This is a genomic window from Pseudoxanthomonas sp. UTMC 1351, from assembly GCF_040948865.1.
Taxonomy (GTDB): domain Bacteria; phylum Pseudomonadota; class Gammaproteobacteria; order Xanthomonadales; family Xanthomonadaceae; genus Pseudoxanthomonas_A.
Map to the genome: position 1 here is coordinate 208,074 of NZ_JAVGJT010000006.1, position 21,238 is coordinate 229,311.

Consider the following 21,238-nt stretch of genomic DNA (forward strand, 5'->3'; position numbering starts at 1 on the left):
AGGTCTGTTGACAAAGAAAAAGGGCCTTGCGGCCCTTTTTCTCACCTCATCGCTGCGCGATTTCAGTCGCGCTTGCGATCGGTCGTATTGATCGATTTTTCGCCAGCAAACGGATTCAACTTGCGGACCATCCAAGGATAATCCGGCCACTTTCCGGCCAGCCAGGGATGCTGGGGATCGTTGAGTTCCAATACCCGCTTGGCATCATTGGCAAGCGCTTCGTTGCCCAGATGGGTGTAGGCCTCGGCCAGCACCGCGACGGCATCGTTCTGGTGGGTGCTTTGCGGATAGGTTTCCAGCAGGTAGCGAGCGCGGCTGGCGGCCGACACCCAGGCTTGGCGACGCAGGTAGTAGACGGCAGAGTCCAGCTCGTGCTGAGCGAACTGGTCGCGCAGCGCCATCATGCGTTTGCGCGCATCGGCGGCATAGCGGCTGTTGGGGTAGCGCTCGGCGACGATGTTCAGGTCGCTATAGCCCTGCATCGGCGTGGACAGGTCGCGCCGGCTGGCGTCCAGGCTCCAGACCTTCTGCAGGAACACGGTATCGCGGCCGGAATTGGCCAGACCGCGCAGGTAGTACATGTACGGGATGTTGCGCTGGGTCGGGTAGGTGCGGATAAAACGGTCGATCGTCGACACCGCATCGTCCATCTTGCCGGCCTTGTACTGGGCGTAGGCGGTTTCCATCAACGCCTGCTCGGTGTACGGCCCGTAGGGATACTGGGCGATCAGCTGGCGGAAAGTGGTCTCCGCGCGGTCCCAGTTGCCCTTGGTCATGGCGCCGTGCGCTTTTTCGTAAAGGGCTTCGACCGGCTGGCCTTCCGCATTGTCCTTGTCGCGCTTGAAGATCTTGCCGCAGCCGGTTCCGGTAATGGCGATCGCCAGGATCAGGACGATGAGTCGGGCAGAGGCGGTAAAACGGGTTGGGACGCGCTGGGTCATGGGCTGGCGGCAAGCCGCGGCAGGGAAACAGGGTGTCGATGATAGCCTAGGCGCCGCCCAAGCCATGAACAATCGGCCAACGTGCCGTCTTTCCCCGCATGACAGATACCCCCAACGCAAATTCTTCGACCCCCTCGCGCACCGCCACGGTGCCGGACAATGCGTCCGGCCGCCGCTTCGATGCAGTGCTGGCGGAGCTTTTCCCTGAATTCTCCCGCTCCCGTCTGGCCGAATGGATCAAGTCCGGTGACGCGCGGCTGGACGGCCAGGCCGTCCGACCGCGCGATCCGGTGCATGGTGGCCAGGTCGCCAGCCTGGACGTAGTGCTGGAAACCCAGACCCACGCCCTGGCCGAAGACATCCCGCTGGAGGTCCTTTACGAAGACGTCGACGTTTTCGTATTGAACAAGCCTGCGGGGCTGGTGGTGCATCCCGGCGCCGGCAATCCGACCGGCACGCTGGTCAATGCATTGCTCCACCGGGACGCCACGCTGGAGACTTTGCCGCGCGCCGGCATCGTGCACCGCCTGGATAAGGACACCTCCGGCGTGATGGTGGTGGCGCGCAACCTGCAGGCGCATACCGCGCTGGTCGCGCAACTGTCGTCGCGTGAGGTGCATCGCCAGTATCTGGCGATCGTGGTCGGCGCGATGGTCAGTGGTGGCACGGCCAACATGGCGATCGATCGGCATCCGCGCGACCGCTTGAAGATGGGTGTGCGCGAGGACGGCCGCGAAGCCGTCACTCATTACCGGCTGCGTGAACGCTTCCGCGCACACACGGCGCTGGAGTGCCGTCTGGAGACCGGCCGCACCCACCAGATCCGCGTGCATATGGCGCACATCAAGTACCCCATCGTCGGCGACCCGTTGTATGGCGGACCGTTGAAATTGCCGAAGGGTGCCAGCGAAGAACTGGTCGCTGCCTTGCGCGGGTTCAAGCGGCAGGCGCTGCATGCCGAAACGCTGGAGTTCAAGCATCCCCGCACCGGCGAGCCGGTCCGCGTATCCGCGCCGGTACCCGCCGACATGCTGACGCTGATGGCCGCCCTGCGCGCGGACAGCGAGGCGCATCGCGGATGAATGCGGCACTCCGCGCGGATTGGCCGGCGCCGCCGGGAATCAACGCGTTCACCACGTTGCGGTATGGCGCGGGCGTGTCGCTGCCGCCATTCGATCACTTCAACCTGGGTGCCCGCTGTGGCGATGATCCGTTGGTAGTGGCTACGAATCGTGCGGAGCTGGTCGAACGCTTTGCGCTTCCGTCCTCGCCGCATTGGCTGCAGCAGGTGCATGGGGTGGACGTGATCAGGCTTTCCGCCCCTCCCCCTGCGAAGGCAGGGGGAGGCTGGGAGGGGGTGGCTTCAGAATCTCGTGAATCCAACAGCACCCCTCCCCAACCCTCCCCTGCCTTCGCAGGGGAGGGGGCAGAACCCATCGCCGACGCTTCTGTAACCTCCACCCCCGGCACCGTTCTGGCGATACTCACCGCAGATTGCCTGCCGGTGGTGTTCGCCGCTGATGATGGCAGTGCGGTCGGCGCGGCGCACGCGGGCTGGCGCGGATTGGCGGGCGGTGTGCTGGAAAACACAGTGGCTGCGATGGATGTTGCGCCGGAGCGCCTCATCGCTTGGCTAGGGCCGGCTGCGGGACCGCAGGCTTATGAGATCGGGCAGGAAGTGTTCGATGCTTTCGTTTCGCGCGATGCTCGCGCGGCGTCCGCCTTCGTCGCCACACGCCCAGGGCATTGGAAAGTAGATTTGTATGCGCTGGCGCGCCAGCGTCTGGCCGATGCCGGCGTCACCCGGATTTTCGGCGGCGATCTTTGCACCATTTCCGACTCGCAGCGCTTCTATTCGCACCGGCGCGACGCGCGCACGGGCCGCATGGCGACCTTGGTGTGGATGCAGCGGTAAACCAGCCTTTGTTCCAGCGCGTGCTGGGCGATGACTTCCATACGCTGCCGCTCGTGGTGCAGGCGCTGCATTCGCGGGCAGGCCTGCATCGCTACCGTGGACAGGTCGAAGTGAACCGCGATCGCAATCCACTTGCGCAACTGCTCGCGTGGGCGACGAGACTTCCACCCGCGGGCTGTGGCGTGATCGAAGTCGACATCGATGCCAACGAACACGGCGAGTCCTGGGTCCGCAAGATCGGCGCTGCGGCGATGCCGTCGCGGTTGTGGATGCAGGACGGTTTGCTATGCGAACAACTGGGCCTGGCGCGTTTCGGTTTCCGATTGACGGTGGAAGAGGGCGCCATTGTTTGGCGAGTCGCAAGCGTGCATACCCTGGGCGTGCCGTTTCCGTCTCGTTGGTTTCGATCGGTGCAGGCGCGGGAATCGGTTGATGAACGTGGCCGCTACTATTTCGATGTGTCGGCTTCGATGCCGATTGCCGGTTTGCTGGTGCACTACCGGGGATGGCTGGATGCCGCTTGATCCACCGTTATCGTCCGGCCCCATCATCGTCTTCGATGGCATCTGCGTGTTGTGCAACGGTTGGGTGCGCTTTCTGTTGCGGCACGATCCTGTAGGCAGGTATCGCTTTGCGGCGATGCAGTCGAAGAGCGGCAAGGCGCTGCTATCGGTGCATGGGCTGGATGCCGACGATCCGGCATCGTTCCTCCTGGTAGAGGACGGCCGCGCCTGGACAGACAGCGACGCGATACGGCGGGTGCTGATGGGGTTGGGTGGAGTTTGGCGGGTAGCGATGCTGATCTCGCTGGTGCCGCGGGTTGTCCGCGATCCGATCTATCGCGCCATTGCCCGCAACCGCTATCGTTTGTTCGGCACCACCGTTTGCCACGTGCCTGACGAAGCGCAAAGAGCCAGATTTATAGATTGACCCCACATAGTAGGAGCGCCGTCTCGGCGCGAGCTCTTCCCGTCAGATCGCGATAGAAGCGAAGAGCTCGCGCCGGGACGGCGCTCCTACAAGAACACGTCACTGTCAGAACGTATACCGGACCCTGGTGTAGTAATACGCGCCGTTGCTGCCGATAGGCGATAGCACGTCGTAGGGCAGGTTGCGGAAGTAGTAGATGTCTTCGTTGGACAGGTCCGGATATTCGTCGGTCAGGTTCAAACCACCGATAGCCAGACTCAGTTGCGGCGTGAGGCGGTATTCCACCTCTGCATCCAGCTGCCATTCGGCACCGTAACGTTGTTCGGGCTCGAAACCGCCGCCGAAGTTGAACACGCGCTTGGCGCTGCCATGTCGACTGACGCGCCCCAGTAGCGACCAGTCGTCGTTGCCCCAGTTGGCGCTGATTACCCCGCGCGTGCGCGGCGCGGCATCGGTCAGCGTATTGCTCTCTTCAACGCCGAACAGCACGTAGCTGGGATCGATCGTCAGCAATGCGTCGGGCGTCGTGGCGATTCGTTTGATTTCGGTCTTCGCGTAGCTGTAGGTGCCGGTCAATAGCAGGTCGCCACCGCCCAACTTCTGGCGCCAATTGGCGACCAATTCGGCGCCTTCGGTACGCGTGTCGGCGGCGTTGATGAAGAAGTTGGCGCTCTGCACACCAGGCACGCCGAAGTTGTCCTGTACGAACTCGGTCAGCGCTTCGCCGGTGATACGTTCGGTCAACGCAACGCGATCGTCGATATCGATACGGAACACATCCAGCGACAGGTCCAGGTGCTCACCGATCTGGCTGGTGAAGCCCACGCTGAAGTTCACCGACTTCTCAGGCTGCAGATCCTGCGCGCCGAGAGCACGAGCAATAGGGTTGTTGACCGACAACAACCGGCCCTGCAGAAGTTGGCCGGACGCGTCGTAACCGGTGGAAGTGGACTCGAAGCCGATCTGGCTCAGCGACGGCGCGCGGAAATTGTTCGACACCGAGCCGCGCATCGCGAACGCCGGGACGAATTCATAGCGCGCCGCCAGCTTGCCTGTCAGCTCGCCACCAAAGTCGTCGTAGTGTTCATAGCGCGTGGCGAGGTCGGTGAAGAACTTTTCGCCGAACTGGCTACTGAGGCTGGCGTAGATGCTGGATACATCGCGGCTCAGGTCCGCGGTGTCCCGCGGAGTAAGACCGCCGCCCGCCTGCGAGCCAGTGGGACGATCGGTGAACGGTCCCGCGACATACGATGCCGGATCGCCTGCGCCGGTTTCGAAATCCTCGCGACGGAATTCCACACCGGTGCCGAAGGTATGTGTGTTGTCGCCCTGGCCAAAAACGCGGCTCAGATCGAAATTGAACAACGTTTGTTGGAATTCGTAGTCGCCAGTCTTGAAGCGAGTGGGGCTTCCCGGACCCAGCGAGGCATTGAGCGAATTGCGCAGGCGATAGGTGAATTCGTTACGGCCGTAGTTGAGGCTGGCATCGTAGTCCCAGTCGCCCCATTGCCCGCGCACACCGGCCACGCCGGCGATATCCAGGTTCTCGCCCTCGGAAATGGGACGATAGCCATTGGGATAGACCTCCTTCCAGTTGGCCACGCCATCGGGATAGCGGAAGTAGTTGGCGCCTTCTGTGTCGCTCTGGTGATACGTGCCGAAGGCGTAGAACTCGGTAAGTTCGCCCAGTGGAATTTCGCTGTTGAGCCATGCATTGATGGCTTTGGATGAGCCGTCGCCCAGCACATAGTTGCGCCGGCCTGCCAGCGCCAGATTGTCGGGTGTCTGTTCTTCGAAGAACGGGATCTGGTCGAACCCGGCGCGGTTGGTGGGCTCGCGGTTCTTGTATTCGAACCCGACGCGGAAGAATCCACCGTCGTCGCCTAACCGGCTGCCGACCTGACCGCTCACGAAAGCGGATTGACCGTCGGTCAACGTTTGATTGATCGGTTCCACATCAGTGTGATGCGCGCCATAGCTGGCCTCCCACGCGCCGCCTTCCGGAGCGTCGTTGAGAATCACATTGATCACGCCGGCCACGGCATCGGAGCCGTACTGTGCGCCGGCACCGTCGCGCAGCACTTCGATGCGCTTGATCGCGCTGACGGGGATGGCATTGAAATCGACCGGCGTATTGCCCTTGCCGATCTTGCTGTCGGTATTGACCAATGCGCTGGTGTGGCGTCGCTTGCCGTTGACCAGCACCAGCACCTGATTGGGGCTGAGTCCGCGCAGTTGCGCGGCACGCACATGGTCGGCACCGCCGGAGTTGGATTGGCGCGGGAAATTGAAGGAAGGCAATAGTGCCTGCAGCGCACCGCCCAGCTCCCCATTCAGCACGCCTGCCTTGCGGATATCCTCGGCTGTCAGCACGTCAATGGGCGAAGTGGATTCCAGCACGGTGCGGTCGCGTGCGCGGGTGCCGGTCACGATGACCTTGTCCAGATCGATGGTATCGCCGGACGCGCTAGGGGAGGTGCTTTGCGCGAACGCCGGACTGGTGAGCGCCAAGGCAATGGCGACGCCGAGCGGCGCTATGGAGGAACGGGACATGCGGACTCCTGTGGGGTGGAATGGCAACGAGTTGCTTAGGTAAAGGCTGTTTGCGTGAAGGCGGCCGCCGCTGCGGCGATCCGGCGGGATGCAGTCGTCAACAATCAACCGTGCACTGCACGCGTGCTGCGCGGGCGGGGTGACGGGGGATCGGTAGCATGGGCATCGGAGTGGATCTTTTTCTTGTTTGCGCAGCCGGGGGGATTATCTTTCCATCCGGATAAAGCAATACAGTACACATACGTGTGTATCCATACCATGGCGGCTGTCTATGTGGACATGCCGATTGGTTATTTCGGGGAAGGCCGTCGCTGCGCCGACAGTGACCCGCTTTCAATTGATTCGGAAAAAATCCATCCTGGAAAAGGCCGAATCAATTTCCCCCCACCCTTGCCCTCCCCCGCAACGCGAGGGAGGGAAAAATGAAGGCACTCAACAAGTTGAGTGCCGCTTCCACAAGAGGAGTCGTTCCATGCCATTGCGTGCTGTTTTGTTGGCTTTGTTGTTGGGCCTTGGCGGTTGTGCGAGCCAGCTGCCGGTAGCTGCCAGCTCCGATGCAACTACTCCAGGCGCAACCACCGCGACGATGCAAGGCGATGCGGCGCGTCCGGCGCAGGTGCAGGGCTGGGTACGTAGCGAGTTGTATTTCGGTGTGGGCACCGAGGGCGACGAGAAGAACGCCATCACCGAGGCGCAATGGCGTGCGTTCCTGGACAAGGAAGTGACGCCGCGTTTTCCCGATGGGCTGACGGTGTTCGACGCGTACGGGCAATGGTTGTTTCGCGGAGCGCAGGGGCCGGAGCGGCTGAACTCCAAAGTGCTGGTGGTCCTGCATGAGAACACGCCGCAGCGGCGGGCCGATATCGAAGCCATTCGCTTAGCGTGGAAGCAGGCCACCAAGCACCAGTCGGTGCTGTGGTCGCAACAGGCAGCGGAAGTGTCGTTCTAGGGTGGGCCCCGGCCCACCATTGCCATGCCTCAAACAGCGATGGCAATCATCGAATTTTCCCGACCACCAGCCGAACAACTCCGATGTAATTTTTGCGCATTCTCGGCATGGCAACGGTGGGCCAGGGCCCACCCTATGACACCATTACTCCGTCTCTGACTTCCAAGGCCGTCATGACCTCCTCCCCATCTCGCCCCCGCTGGTTCGTCGCTGGTGACCTCAATGGCTTCTTTGGCTTGGTGGTGGACAACCTGTCCATCCTGGGCTTCATCTCCGCGGCGCTGATCGGCATCTTCCAGTTCCCCGCGGAAGTAGTGTTCACCCGCATGTTCCCTGGCACCGCGCTGGGCGTGCTGGTGGGGAATCTCATCTACACCTGGATGGCACGCCGGCTTGCATTGAAGACCGGTCGTGACGACGTGACCGCGATGCCGCTGGGACTGGATGCGCCTACCAGCATCGGCATGGCATTGTTGGTGCTGGGTCCATCGTTCGTCGCTTTCAAGCAGCAAGGACTGGATGCGCAGGCGGCAGCGATCGCCACATGGCAACTGGGCATGGCTTCGCTGGTGGTGATGGGCTTGTTGAAGTTGGTGCTGTCGTTCTTCGGCGATGCCATCACTCGCGCGGTACCGCGCGCGGCGTTGCTGGGTTCGATCGGTGGCGCGGCGTTGACCTTGCTGGGCTTTCTTCCGCTGATCGAAACGCTGCGTTCGCCCGTGGTCGGGCTGGTGACCTTCGGGCTGTTGTTGTACGTGCTGGTCGCGAAAGGCAAGTTGCCGGTGAAGATTCCCGGCGTGCTGCTGGCCTTCATCGTTGGCACCGCGTTGTATTACGGACTGGGCCTGGCCGGAATGGGAGCGCCGGGTTTTGCGTTGCCTAAAGCGGTGCCGCTGACCTTCACCTTGCCGCTACCGACGCTTGGCTTCCTGGAAGGTCTTCCTTACACCGTGCCTTATCTGCCGCTGTTGCTGCCGTTCGGTTTGCTGATGGTGGTGGGCGGCATCAACGTCAGCGAAAGCGCGCGTGCAGCCGGCGACGACTACCGTACCCGCGACGTGCTGCTGGCCGAAGCTGTTTCCACATTGGTCGCGGGATTCTGCGGCGGCGTAGCGCAAACCACGCCCTACATCGGCCAGCCTGCCTACAAGCACATGGGCGCGCGCACGGGCTACACGCTGCTGACCGGATTGTTCATCGGCCTAGGCGGCGTTCTGGGTTATGTCTCCGGGTTGGTGCAGTGGCTGCCGATCGCCGTGCTGGCGCCGATCATCGTCTATGTAGGCATGGACATCACGATGCAGGCCTTCCACGACAGTCCGCGCAAGCACGCGCCGGCGGTAGCGCTGGCGTTCCTGCCGTCGATCGCCTACTTGCTGGTCATCAAGGTGAGTAATCCGGCTTGGATAGCACCGGATCGTTTCGCTGCGCTGTACAACGGCATTGAAGGGCATGGCTTGCCGGACCTGGCGGCCATCGTCACGCTGGGCAATGGTTTCATCATCACCGCGATGATCTGGTCGACCGCGCTGGTGGCGATGATTGACCAGCGCTTCCGCCGTGCCGCCTGCGTTCTGCTGGTCGGTGCCGTGCTGACCCTGTTCGGCTTGATCCACTCCGTGGATGCGCGCGGCAGTATCTACTTGCCCTGGACGGTGGAGGGTCTGCCGAAGATCATCCTGTGGCAGTTCTTTGGTGCCTATGTGGCGCTGGCGGTGTTGCTGGGGTTGTTGTCGTTGCAGAAGAATGTGGAACCCGAAATGGGTCAATAAGGACGGCTGTTGCCTGATTAGCGTCAAATCTCAGCCGCGTATCTAGTTGCGAGATTTGGCGCTATCACGCCGGCTGGGCTCCTTCCCTTCTCCCTCCGGGAGAAGGTGGCGCGCAGCGACGGATGAGGGCATGGAGTGTCCGCTTGTAACGAATCCGCTGGCGAGTCACTGCCATTCCCTCATCCGCCCTCCGGGCACCTTCTCCCAGAGGGAGAAGGAAGCTGAGACTCGACGCTAATCAGGTTTTCCAAGGGAGAGGCTGGAATAAGGCTCATTCAAGGGCTAATGGTTTTCCACGGTGGGCTTGAATCGCTCGCCTTTAACCGCATCTGGATAGCATTGCCGGGACACGCTGGCCTTACTTTTCTGAGGAATCCCCGATGCGGATGGACAAGCTCACCTCGCGTTTCCAGCAGGCGCTGGCCGACGCGCAATCGCTGGCCGTGGGCCGCGACCACAACATGATCGAACCGATCCACGTGCTGACCGCGTTGCTGGACCAGAGCGGCGGCAGCACCCGTCCGCTGCTGGCACAAGCGGGCGCGAACATCCCGCTGCTGCGTGAGCGGCTGGGCGAAGCGCTGGAGAAGCTGCCCAAGGTGTCCGGCCAGGCCGGCAACCTGTCAATCGGCAACGATCTGGCACGGTTGCTCAACGTCACCGACAAACTGGCGCAGGACAATGGCGACCAGTACATCGCCAGCGAGTGGTTCCTGGTGGCTGCGCTGGACGACATGAGCGCGGCGGGGCTTGAGTTGAAAGCCAGCGGCGTCGACAAGCAGAAGCTCCGCGCTGCCATCGACAAGCTGCGTGGAGGCGAGAAAGTGCAATCCGAGAATGCGGAAGAACAGCGTCAGGCGCTGGAGAAGTACACGATCGATCTGACCGAGCGGGCCGAATCAGGCAAGCTCGACCCCGTGATCGGACGCGACGAAGAGATCCGCCGCACCATCCAGGTCCTGCAACGCCGCACCAAGAACAATCCGGTGCTGATCGGTGAGCCCGGCGTGGGCAAGACCGCCATCGTCGAAGGACTGGCCCAGCGCATCGTCAACGGCGAAGTGCCGGAAGGACTGCGCGGCAAGCGCGTGCTGTCGCTGGACATGGGTTCGTTGATCGCGGGCGCCAAGTTCCGCGGTGAGTTCGAAGAACGTTTGAAGGCGGTGCTCAGCGATCTGTCCAAGAACGAAGGCCAGATCATTCTCTTCATCGATGAGCTGCATACCATGGTCGGCGCCGGCAAGGCGGAAGGTTCCATGGATGCCGGCAACATGCTGAAGCCGGCGCTGGCGCGCGGCGAGCTGCATTGCATTGGCGCCACTACGCTGGACGAATACCGCAAGTACGTCGAAAAAGACGCTGCACTGGAACGTCGCTTCCAGAAGGTGTTCGTCGGCGAGCCGAGTGTGGAGGACACCATCGCCATCCTGCGCGGGTTAAAGGAAAAATACGCCGTGCATCATGGCGTGGAAATCACCGACCCGGCCATCGTCGCCGCCGCCACGCTATCGCACCGCTACATCGCCGACCGCCAGCTGCCGGACAAGGCCATTGACCTGATGGACGAAGCCGCCAGCCGCATCCGCATGGAGATCGACTCCAAGCCGGAAGAAATGGACCGCATGGAGCGCCGGCTGATCCAGCTGAAGATCCAGCGCGAGGCCCTGAAAAAAGAAAAGGACGCGCAGTCCAAGCAGCGCCTGGCCGATCTCGAGACCGAAATCGAATCCTTGCAGCGCGGGTTCAACGATCTGGAGGAAATCTGGAAGGCCGAGAAGGCCATGCTGACGGGTGCCACCAAGCTCAAGGAACAGATCGAACGCGCCAAGCTGGAATTGGAGGCCGCGCAACGCAAGCAGGATTACGCGCGCATGAGCGAAATCCAGTACGGCCAGTTGCCGGAGCTGGAAAAGCAGTTGGCGGCCGCGCAGGAAGTCGAGCAGAAGGGTTTCCGGCTGCTGCAGGACAAAGTAACCGACGAGGAGATCGCGGAAGTCGTGTCGCGTTGGACCGGCATTCCGGTAAATAAGATGCTGGAAGGCGAGCGCGAAAAGCTGCTGAAGATGGAGGATTCGTTGCGTGGCCGTGTGATCGGGCAGGAAGAAGCCATCAAGGTGGTGTCCGATGCGGTGCGCCGCTCGCGCGCCGGTCTGTCGGATCCCGAACGGCCCAGCGGCTCGTTCCTGTTCCTCGGCCCCACCGGCGTCGGCAAGACCGAGTTGTGCAAAGCGCTGGCCGAGTTCCTGTTCGACAGCAGCGACGCCATGGTCCGCATCGACATGAGCGAGTTCATGGAGAAGCACGCGGTCAGCCGTTTGGTCGGGGCACCTCCGGGCTACGTGGGATACGAGGAAGGCGGTTATCTGACCGAAGCGGTACGGCGCCGGCCTTACAGCGTCATTCTGTTGGACGAAGTGGAGAAAGCGCACCCGGATGTATTCAACATTCTGCTGCAGGTGCTCGACGACGGACGCCTGACCGATGGCCAGGGACGCACGGTGGATTTCCGCAACACTGTCATCGTGATGACCTCCAATCTGGGTTCCAGCCTGATCCAGGACATGTCCGATAGTGGCGGGTCGGGCGACACGCCGGAAAGCTACACCCAGATGAAGGCCGCGGTGATGGGTGTGGTGCAGGCGCACTTCCGCCCGGAGTTCATCAACCGGCTGGATGACATCGTGGTCTTCCATCCACTGGACAAGGTGCAGATCCGCGAGATTGCCCGCATCCAGACACGGTATCTGGCCAAGCGGCTGGCTGATCGGCAGATCGCGTTTGAATTGAGCGAATCGGCGCTGACGCTGTTGGGCAACGTGGGCTTCGATCCGGTTTATGGCGCGCGGCCGTTGAAGCGCGCCATCCAGACGCAGCTGGAGAATCCCTTGGCGCAGAAGATCCTGTCAGGCGAATTCGGCGCGGGCGACACCGTTGTCGTTGAAGCGGCGGGTGGGCAGTTGTCCTTCGTAAAGCGGAGCTGATACAGGCAGGCCGAATCGGTTACTTCGTAAGAGCGGGGCTGCGCCCCGAGATAGCGCTTGTCGTAGAGCGGAGCTTGCTCCGCTGCTTTTGCTCCGCCGTCCATGAATCGTCGCGCGGCCCCACGAAGAGCAGCGGAGCAAGCTCCGCTCTACGAAAAGCGGCTATAAGCGGCCATTCGCTATCGCTGGCCGTTGCGACGGCCTCATTGCTACTGAGCCGGTAGTATTGCGAGGCGCAGCTCCGCTCTACGAAAAGCGGCTATAGGCGGCCGTTGCGACGGCCTCATTGCTGCGGGCTCGGGAACGATCGCAGGGCGCGGTTCTTGCCAAGTCCATCTTTCATGTCAGGATAGTGGCGTGCTGGGGGAGCACGAATCCTGTCTGAGGCATGCCAATCGCCCGATTCCTGCCTGAAGAAATGATCCACAGCCGAGCCGGCAAGATTGTGCTGCTGGGATTGTTATGCCTGTTGCTGCAACAGATCCCTATCCCCTATCGCATCGATTTCTTCGGCAACCAGGACGATGCCTCGCTGATCCACCTGCAGGCTGGTGTGTTGCTGGCCATCGCAATGCTGGACCGCGACCGGTGGGTGCTGGCGGGTACGTACTTCATCACTTTTCTGGGTTGGACGGTCCGCCAATCCGCTGACGAGGGCGGACCCAGCATCACCTTGCTATGGGGTTTGGCGGTATCGACGCTGGGCTACGTATGGACGATCGCCTGCGCACGTTGGGCGGGTTGGCCACGGCCCGCCGAAACCCGGCGGGTCCGGCAGGCCGATCTGGTTCGTTTCGCCGGCGCGGGTCTTTTGCTGTATCCGGCGGGGATGGCGGTGCTCGGCGCCAGCATTGTCCTGCTGTCGACTCCCCAGGTGGCGCTGAGCGATGTCTTCCAGACGTTCTTCGCCAAACTGTTTGGCGTTGCGGTGGTGACGATGCCGTTGGTGATCGTCTGGTGCGAACGCGGCCGACAGCCATCGCGGCTGCCTAAACGGGGTTGGTGGTGGCCGTTGCTGTTGTGCGGCGTGCTGGCGGCCAGCCTGTGGACCACCGTGCATGTGCAGGAGACGCTAACCGACGCTCAGGCGCCGCGCATCGTGCTGATGGACTACCGTTTCGCGTTGTTCATCGTGCTGGCCTGGTGTGTGCTGCGTTTGCCATCGCATTGGTCGATGCTGGCGTTGTCTGGCGCTTTGGCGCTGTTGGTGTACGCAGTGGCGGGCACCGCCGAATACGGCAACAGCGCAATCGGCTTCGTCAACCTGCTGCACATTGCGTTGGAAGTGAACATCCTGCTGATGGCGATGCTGTATCTGTGGCTGATCAACCGCGATCGGCGCGAGTTGGCGGAACGCCTTTCGGACGAAACCCGCCGCGACACGGTCACCGGCCTGCCCAATCTGAAAGCGTTGCGGTTGCGAATGGCGCAGCAGGCGCCGCGCCGCACGGAACTCGGATACCTGCTACTGGACCAGACCGATTCGCTGGTGGCCGGTTTCGGCCTGGAGACGCAGGCCGCCGCGATGAACGCGGTGGCGCGCCGGCTGAGCGACCTGGTGGAATCCTATTACGTCGGTACCGGCCAGTTCGCCCTGTTGCCGCGCGCGTCCGCTGATGACGACCTTTGGGAAATGCTGATGGCGCGCGTGGAGCACGCCGAAATCGACGTGGACGGACAAGCTGTGCGCCTGCTGCCTTACCTGGGCATCGCGACTTTCTCCGGCGGCCGCCCCGAAATGTTCGATGCCGCGCTGCAGACTGCGTCCCATCTGGCCTTCAACGCGCGCCAGCATGGCGAAGTCCGCCCGCGCTACAGCGAAGTCGGCGATTTGCTGGTGCGCCACTCGCAGCGCCAACAGCTGCAGAACGCAGCTGAAGCGCTGGCTTGCCTGCGCAACGAGCGTGTCGTCCTGTACTTCCAACCGATCCCTCCATTGCTGGCCAAAGGTGCGGTACATACGCCGTCATCGGTCATCTACGGTGAGGTGCTGTGCAGGTTGCGCAGTGAAAGCGGTGAACTGATACCGCCGGCCCGGTTCATGGGCCCAATCGAAGCGGCCGGCCGCGGCGCCGAACTGGATCTGGCGGTACTGCGCGCCTTGTTCCGGCAATTGCGCAAGTACCCCGAGTCGCTGCCTTACTGCCGGCAGATAGCCATCAACCTGACCGGCCAAAGCCTGGCGTCGACGAGTTTCCAGGTGGAGTTGCGCACCTTGCTTGCCGACACGCCACTGCCGTTGTCTTCCCTGTGTTTCGAAGTGACCGAAACCGCGGCGATTTCCAGCACCGCCGCCGCCAGCCAATTGTTGAACGATCTGCGCGCCAAGGGTTGCCGCATTGCCATCGACGATTTCGGCACTGGCATGCAGAGCTTTTCGCGTTTGAAGGAATTGCCGGTGGACATCATCAAGATCGACGGTTCCTTCATCCGCAACGTGACAGCCCGCGGCAACGACTTCGCGCTGGTGCAGGCATCGGTGGCCATCGCCAAGGCGTTCGGTGCGGAGACGGTGGCGGAGTTCGTCGAAGATGAGGCGACCGCCGACTGTTTGCGCGAACTGGGCGTGCAGCGCGTGCAGGGTTATCTGTACGGCGCACCACGTCCGTTGTCCGATGTATTGACCGAGGCGGTGCCGGTGCTATCGAAGGTGTCTGCGGTCGGCTAACGGGGCTGAACGCAATTGGGACGGTGAACAAAAGAATCGAACAAGCATCGTCTGAATGTAGGAGCGGCGTCCCGCCGCGAGTTCTTGCTGTCAGATCGCAATAGAAGCGAAGAGCTCGCGGCGGGGACGCCGCTCCTACAAAAACGACAGCGCTAAACCCGCTTGGCCCGGTACGGCGGCGTAGCCAGCACCATCTCGCCCAGCGAAAACGCCAGTTCGCGCTCGGCCAAGACGGCACCATCAGCGCCGTGGGCCAGCAGATGTTTCACCTCGGCATCGCTATGCGCACGCGCCAGCAAGGTCAGCTCGGGATTGATCGCGCGCAGCTTGGCCAACGCTTCGCCGGCTTCCAGCGGCTGCGGGATGGCCAGCACCACGATTTTGGCTTTCTCCGGACGAGCCTCGGCCAGCACTCTGTCGGAGGTGGCGTTACCCCGGATGGCGGGAATACCAGCCGCGTGCGCACGCAAGACGTGATCGCCGTTATCGTCGATGACGATCAGCGGCACGCCACGCTCGCGCAGAACGCGCGCCAGCTCGCTCCCAACGCGGCCATAGCCGATGATGATGGCGTGGTCGCTGATATCCAGCGAAGGGCCCGGTGGTGGTTCCGATTCCTCGACGGTCGCGACTTTCTTGGCCTGCCGTGCCTGCCAGCGGTCCAGCCAGGAGAACAGAAAAGGATTGGCGACGATCGACAGCAACGCGCCGGCGAGAATCAGATCGCGGCCTTCCGGCGGCAGTATCTCCAGGCTTACTCCCAGTCCGGCCAGGATGAAGGAGAACTCGCCGATCTGCGCCAGGCTGACCGAGATGGTCAGCGCAGTGCTGGTGGGATGCTTGAAAAGCCGCACGATGGCGAACGCCGCCAACGACTTGCCGACCACGATGATCAGGAACGTCGCCAATACCTGCCAAGGCTGGTCCAGCAGGATCGACGGGTCGAACAGCATGCCGACCGAGACGAAGAACAACACCGCGAACGCGTCGCGCAATGGCAACGAATCGTTGGCGGCCTTCTGGCTGAGTTCGGATTCGTTGAGCAGCATGCCGGCGAAGAAGGCGCCCAGCGCGAACGAAACGCCGAACAGCATGGCCGAACCGAACGCCACACCCAATGCAATCGCCAGGATCGACAGCGTGAACAGTTCGCGCGAACCGGTGGCGGCGATGCGCTCCAAGGTCCAGGGGATAACGCGGCGGCCAACCACCAGCATCACGGCCACGAACAAACCCAGTTTCAGCAGCGTCCAGCCAATCGCCATCGCGATGGCCATGCCGTTGCCGGTCGTCGCGGCGCCCGCTTCCGCGCCCGGTTTTCCGTTTACGACTTCCGCCAGCGCCGGCAGCAACACCAACGCCAGCACCATGGCCACGTCCTCGACGATCAGCCAACCCACCGCGATGCGTCCGCGCTTGGTGTCCAAGAGGCGGCGGTCTTCCATCGCCCGCAACAACACCACGGTGCTGGCCACCGACAACGCCAGCCCGAAGACGAAGCCGTTCAACGGCGACCAGCCCATCCCCCACGCCATGCCCCAGCCCAACAACGTGGCGACCGCGATCTGCGCAAGGGCGCCGGGAATGGCGATGGCTTTGACTTCCAGCAGGTCCTCCAGCGAGAAGTGCAGGCCCACACCGAACATCAACAGCATCACGCCAAGTTCGGACAACTGATTGGCCAGGTCCTGGTCGGCGACGAAGCCTGGCGTGAAGGGACCTACGAAGATGCCGGCGAGCAGATAACCGACCAACGGCGACAGGCGCAGCTTATGGGCCAGCGCACCCAGCACGAAGGCGAGGGCAAGCCCAACCGCGATGATGTTGATCAGGTCGGTGTCATGGTGCATCTAAATAGAATGATCCGCTTGGTGGGAAAAGAGTGTCGCTGATGGGGCCGATGGGGGCAAATGGAAGATGAGCGACGTATTCATCCGACCAGAGATACTCACATCAAAACCCCATGCGGAGAAAAAAACTGGCGTTACAGACGTTGAAATACTCTTCCTATACAAAAACGCCCCGCATAAGCGGGGCGTTTACAGGGGCTAACCCGCTTCGCTCACCATTTGTATCCGGCGTTGGCGTACATGTAGGCGCCATTGAAACCGAACGGCGAGGAACCGCTGTAAGGCAGATAGTTGCGCGTGCCTTGGCCGGCGATGGTGTCGTCGGGGTATTCGTCCAGGACGTTGTCCCCACCCAGGGTGAAGCTCCAGTTGCCGAGCTTGTAGGTTGCGGCCAGATCGAGCGTCCATTTCGCGCTGTAGGTTTGATCGGCCGCCGCCGTGGTGCCGAACGTGGTGAACTCGCCCCAGCGCGTTGTTGTTGCGGTGAACGCCCAGTCGCCCGGCGTCCACGTACTGCTGAGGAAGAACTTGTCGCGTGGTGCGCCCTCGGTGATGCGGCCGATCTCGGCACGGCCGATGCGCACCGCGGTAGGATCGATGGCCTCGAGTGCAGGCGGATTCTCGGCGATCTTTTCGATATCGGTTTTGTTGTAGTTATAGCCCGCCGTGAGGTCCAGGTTGCTGCTGGCCAGGCCCAGCCGGTACGTGCCGACCACATCGATACCGGTGGTCTTGGTATCGATGGCGTTGGTGAAGTAGCGGCCGCCGCCGATACCGGCATAGCCATTGGCCTGCAGATAGTTGCGCACATCCGTCGAGGTCAGGTTCTCCGAAAGCACGATGCGGTCATCGATGTCGATGCGATAGGCGTCGACGGTGATGTAGAGGTCCTCGACGGGTTGCAGCACCAGGCCCAGGCCATAGTTGGTCGACTCTTCCGCCGTCAACGGCTCGGCACCCAACGCAACGGCTGCCGGGTTGTCGGTACGGAAAGTACCAATCTCGAAAGGAACCGCGGCTATGGTTCCATCCGGCTGGGTGACGTTGATGAAGTTGGTGGCGACCGACTGGAAGTACTGCTGTTGCAACGACGGTGCACGGAAGCCGGTGGATGCGGTGGCACGCAGCGCGACTGTCTCGGTGAACGCATAGCGCGCGGACAGCTTGCCTGTCGTGGTATTGCCGAAATCGCTGTAGTTCTCATAGCGGCCTGCCAGGCCGGCCGACAGCTTGTCGGTTAGGTCCGCTTCCAGGTCGACGTAGGCCGAATAGCTGTTACGGTCGAAATGGCCAGCATCGGACGGTTTGAATCCAGCGAACACTTGCGCACCCGGCAGCATCGTGCCGTCGGCCGAGGGGACGCCGCCGTTGACGTAAGAGGCAAGTTCACCCGGCGATTCATTGAACTTCTCGCCGCGCCATTCACCACCGAAGGCCAATGCGACCGGATAGGCCAGGCCCCAATCCAATGTCTTGCTGAAATCCGCGTTGAGCACGTTCTGGGTCACTTCCAACGTACCGGCATAGAACTGGGTGGGGCTATCCAGTCCCAGACTGTTGTTGAGGCTGTTCTTCACCTCGAAACGCAGATTGTTCTGGCCATAGTTGTAGCTGATGTCGATATTCAGGCCGCCCTCGGTGCTGCCTTTGAAGCCGCCGACCCATGACACGTCCTTGCTGACGTTGTAGATCTGCGGCAGAAAGCCATTGGGGTAGATCTCCGGACGATTGCGATTGTCGCCGGACCAGCGGAAGTAACCATTGGACAGCACTTCGCGCTTGCTGGCCATGCCGTAGGAATAGAAGGTCAGGTAGTCCGTAGGGCTGTATTCGCCGTTGTACGACACAGCGCCCTGGTCGATGTCAGGATCGCCATAGCGTTGTTGCACCACGCCCTGATACGGCTTGGCACGATCGGTCTGGTCCTGATGGCCGGCTTGGCCGGCGAGGTGGATGGCACCCTTCTCGCCCAGGCTGAAGCCGGCATCGCCGGACAGCTGATACTGCTCGCCATCGCCTGCGCTGTATTGACCATAGCGCGCGGCGACACTGCCGCCCTGGCCGCTGCCCTTCAGCACCACGTTGATGACGCCTGCGATGGCATCGGAGCCGTACTGGGCGGACGCGCCGTCGCGCAGCACTTCAATGCGTTCGACAGCGGCGATGGGAATGGTGTTCAGATCCGCCGGCGAAGAACCACGGCCCTGGCTGCCATTCAAATTGATAAGCGCGGTGGTGTGGTAGCGCTTGCCGTTGACGAGCACGAGCACCTGGTCCGGAGAGAGGCCGCGCAGCTGCGCGGGGCGAACGGCATCGGTACCGTCGGTAATGGCCGGACGTGGGAAGTTCAATGAGGGCACCATGCGCGACAACGCGGTCGCCAACTCGGTAGTGCCAGTGGCTTCCAACGCCTCGGGGGTGATGATGTCGATAGGCGAAGCAGACTCGGCCACCGTGCGATCAGCGACGCGCGTGCCGGTCACGATCAGCGTGTCCAGCGTGCGGGTGTCCGCGGGGGTTTGTGGTTGGTCTTGCGCAAGAGCGGGGGACGCGGCCAGTGCCAAGGCAACGGCAAGGGCGAGTGGAGAAGGCTTACGGGTCATAGCTACTCCTAGAAAGGTCGGGGTTTGATGCGTGCCCATCCGTTTCATTTGAAAGGACTTTTTTGCGGTGCACCAAAGGTGATTACAGCGCCATGACAAAGAAGTCAACAATTTATTAACAAATCTGGGACGGCCATGTACCGATAAACTAGCGCCCCCACGCACCCGCTGATCGCAATAGGTTCCCGCTTGATTTCCCTCCGTAATTTCGCCCTGCGCCGGGGCGAACGCCTGCTTCTTTCCAATGTGGACCTGACCCTGCATGCCGGCTACCGGGTGGGCGTGGTCGGCCGCAACGGCACCGGCAAATCCAGCCTGTTCGCCGCCATCCGGGGTGAGCTCGAGGCCGACAAGGGCGATGTGGAGCTGTCCGGCCGTTTACGGATCGCCAGCGTGGCGCAGGAATCCCCTTCGCTGCCGGATTCGGCCTTGGACTTCGTGCTGGGCGGCGACGCGGACGTGGCCGCCGCACTCAAGGCGGAAGCCGACGCGTTGGCGGCGGAAGATTGGGAAGCCGTGGCGAATGCCCATCACCGGCTGGAAGAGGTCAACGGCTACGACGCCACCGCACGCGCCGGCAAGTTGCTGCACGGCCTTGGGTTCCCCGCCGAAACGCACACCCGTGCGGTTTCGGCATTCTCTGGCGGTTGGCGCGTGCGCTTGAATCTGGCGCGTGCGCTGATGATGCCCAGCGATCTGCTGCTGCTGGACGAACCCACCAACCACCTGGACTTGGACGCGGTGCTGTGGCTGGAGCAGTGGTTGCTGAAATATCCGGGTACGTTGCTGTTGATTTCGCACGACCGGGAATTCCTGGACAACGTCGCCACCCATACGCTGCACCTGCATGGCGGCGGCGCCAAACTGTACACCGGCGGTTACACCGATTTCGAACGCCAGCGCGCCGAGCAACTGCGCCAGCAACAGATCGCGCACGAGAAGGAACAGACCGAACGCGCGCACCTGCAAAGCTTCATTGACCGCTTCAAGGCCAAAGCCAGCAAGGCCAAGCAGGCGCAGAGCCGCATGAAGCGGCTGGCCAAACTCGCCGGTACCGAAGCGGTGCGCGCCGAGCGCGAATTCCGCGTCGAATTCGCGCAACCCAATCGCCTGCCGCACTCGCTGATCCGCATCAACCATGGTGAAGCGGGATATGGCGACACCGTCATTCTTCGCAACGTCGGTTTCGGACTGGAAGCCGGCGATCGCATCGGCTTGCTGGGACCGAACGGCGCCGGCAAGACCACGCTGGTGAAAACGCTTGTGGGTGACTTGCCGTTGATCGCTGGCGAGCGCAGCGCGCATCCGGATCTGCGCATTGGTTACTTCGCCCAGCACACGGTCGAATCGCTGCACGAAGGGCAATCGCCCATCGATCACTTCCGCGATCTGTCGCCGGATTCGCCTACCCAGGCCTTCCGCGACTTCCTGGGCAAATGGAATTTTCCTGGCGACCGTGCGTTCGAGGTTGTCGATGGTTTTTCCGGTGGCGAACGCGCGCGCCTGGCATTGGCCCTGATCGCGTGGCAGCAACCCAATGTCCTGCTACTGGACGAACCCACCAACCACTTGGACCTGGAAATGCGCGAGGCGCTGGCCGAAGCGCTCAGCGATTTCGACGGCGCCATCGTCATGGTCTCGCACGACCGCCATTTGATCGGTCTGGTCTGCGATACCTTCTGGCGCGTCGCCGACGGGGTGGTGGAACCCTTCGATGGCGACCTGGACGAATACGCCGCCTGGCTGCGCACGCGCCCCGCGGCCCAAGGCACCAAGCAGAAGCTGGCCGAAGCCGTACCCACGCCGCCGCCACACGCCAAGCCGCTGACCCCGGCAAAGAAGATCAACCCGGTCAAACTGGCCCAAGCCGAAGCGCGCGTCGCAGAGCTGGAAGCCAAGGTGGCGGAAGTGGATGCGGCGCTGGCCGATCCGAAGATCTATGGGCAAGCCGATCGCCTCGCCCAGCTGGGACGGGACCGCGAAGTGCTGCTGCGCCAGTTGGCAGAGGCCGAGCAGGCCTGGTCTTCGCTTTACGACGTCGCGTGATGCCCGTGCTTGATATTGGCCGTTCCACCC

The 21,238-nt window shown here is 62.3% G+C and carries 13 protein-coding genes; 9 read left to right on the plus strand and 4 right to left on the minus strand.

Translation table 11 applies throughout. The annotated features are described in order from the left end of the window. Positions 1-62 precede the first annotated feature (62 nt). Positions 63-941 (minus strand): outer membrane protein assembly factor BamD, encoded by an 879-nt coding sequence (locus AB6O04_RS04885; protein WP_368562661.1) that lies wholly within the window; start codon positions 939-941, stop codon positions 63-65. Positions 942-1,039: 98 nt separating this feature from the next. Between AB6O04_RS04885 and rluD the strand changes: the two genes are divergently transcribed. From rluD to AB6O04_RS04905, 4 genes are read left to right on the plus strand one after another with little or no spacing between them, the layout of a single operon-like run. Next, positions 1,040-2,023 (plus strand): 23S rRNA pseudouridine(1911/1915/1917) synthase RluD, encoded by a 984-nt coding sequence (gene rluD / locus AB6O04_RS04890; RefSeq protein WP_368562662.1) that lies wholly within the window; start codon positions 1,040-1,042, stop codon positions 2,021-2,023. Further along, positions 2,020-2,856 (plus strand): peptidoglycan editing factor PgeF, encoded by an 837-nt coding sequence (gene pgeF / locus AB6O04_RS04895; RefSeq protein ID WP_368562664.1) that lies wholly within the window; start codon positions 2,020-2,022, stop codon positions 2,854-2,856. Before rluD ends, pgeF begins: the two co-directional genes overlap by 4 nt. After that, the gene (locus AB6O04_RS04900) at positions 2,841-3,380 is read left to right on the plus strand and encodes a DUF4166 domain-containing protein (RefSeq protein WP_368562665.1); all 540 of its coding nucleotides are present in this window, start codon (positions 2,841-2,843) and stop codon (positions 3,378-3,380) included. The genes pgeF and AB6O04_RS04900 overlap by 16 nt, the downstream gene beginning before the upstream one ends. Continuing rightward, complete coding sequence (locus tag AB6O04_RS04905; protein WP_368562666.1) at positions 3,370-3,786, plus strand: thiol-disulfide oxidoreductase DCC family protein; 417 nt, start codon at positions 3,370-3,372, stop codon at positions 3,784-3,786. Before AB6O04_RS04900 ends, AB6O04_RS04905 begins: the two co-directional genes overlap by 11 nt. Before the next feature lie 105 nt (positions 3,787-3,891). On the opposite strand, the gene AB6O04_RS04910 is transcribed toward AB6O04_RS04905, so the two are convergent. After that, the gene (locus tag AB6O04_RS04910) at positions 3,892-6,339 is read right to left on the minus strand and encodes a TonB-dependent receptor plug domain-containing protein (protein WP_368562667.1); all 2,448 of its coding nucleotides are present in this window, start codon (positions 6,337-6,339) and stop codon (positions 3,892-3,894) included. A gap of 472 nt (positions 6,340-6,811) precedes the next feature. Here AB6O04_RS04910 and AB6O04_RS04915 point away from each other — a divergent pair, with 472 nt between their 5' ends. From AB6O04_RS04915 to AB6O04_RS04930, 4 genes are all read left to right on the plus strand, one after another. Further along, positions 6,812-7,288 carry a DUF3574 domain-containing protein gene (locus tag AB6O04_RS04915; RefSeq protein WP_368562668.1) on the plus strand — a complete coding sequence of 159 codons (477 nt, stop codon included), beginning with the start codon at positions 6,812-6,814 and terminating at the stop codon, positions 7,286-7,288. A 173-nt stretch (positions 7,289-7,461) separates the two neighbouring features. Then, positions 7,462-9,060, plus strand: coding sequence for a hypothetical protein (locus AB6O04_RS04920; RefSeq protein ID WP_368562669.1), 1,599 nt, complete (start codon positions 7,462-7,464; stop codon positions 9,058-9,060). 380 nt (positions 9,061-9,440) lie between these two features. Beyond that, the gene (gene clpB / locus AB6O04_RS04925) at positions 9,441-12,041 is read left to right on the plus strand and encodes an ATP-dependent chaperone ClpB (RefSeq protein WP_368562670.1); all 2,601 of its coding nucleotides are present in this window, start codon (positions 9,441-9,443) and stop codon (positions 12,039-12,041) included. A gap of 388 nt (positions 12,042-12,429) precedes the next feature. Then, positions 12,430-14,709, plus strand: a complete 2,280-nt coding sequence (locus AB6O04_RS04930; RefSeq protein ID WP_368562672.1) for an EAL domain-containing protein — start codon at positions 12,430-12,432, stop codon at positions 14,707-14,709. A 152-nt stretch (positions 14,710-14,861) separates the two neighbouring features. On the opposite strand, the gene ybaL is transcribed toward AB6O04_RS04930, so the two are convergent. Together ybaL and AB6O04_RS04940 are read right to left on the minus strand one after the other, a co-directional pair. Further along, positions 14,862-16,559, minus strand: a complete 1,698-nt coding sequence (gene ybaL / locus AB6O04_RS04935; RefSeq protein WP_368562673.1) for a YbaL family putative K(+) efflux transporter — start codon at positions 16,557-16,559, stop codon at positions 14,862-14,864. Between the two features lie 212 nt (positions 16,560-16,771). Beyond that, positions 16,772-19,162: a TonB-dependent receptor plug domain-containing protein gene (locus AB6O04_RS04940; protein ID WP_368562674.1), complete on the minus strand. Its 2,391-nt coding sequence runs from the start codon at positions 19,160-19,162 to the stop codon at positions 16,772-16,774. Positions 19,163-19,351: 189 nt separating this feature from the next. On the opposite strand from AB6O04_RS04940, the gene AB6O04_RS04945 reads away from it, so the two are divergent. After that, on the plus strand, positions 19,352-21,208 hold the full coding sequence (locus AB6O04_RS04945) for an ABC-F family ATP-binding cassette domain-containing protein (RefSeq protein WP_368562676.1): 1,857 nt from the start codon (positions 19,352-19,354) through the stop codon (positions 21,206-21,208). Positions 21,209-21,238 lie beyond the last annotated feature (30 nt).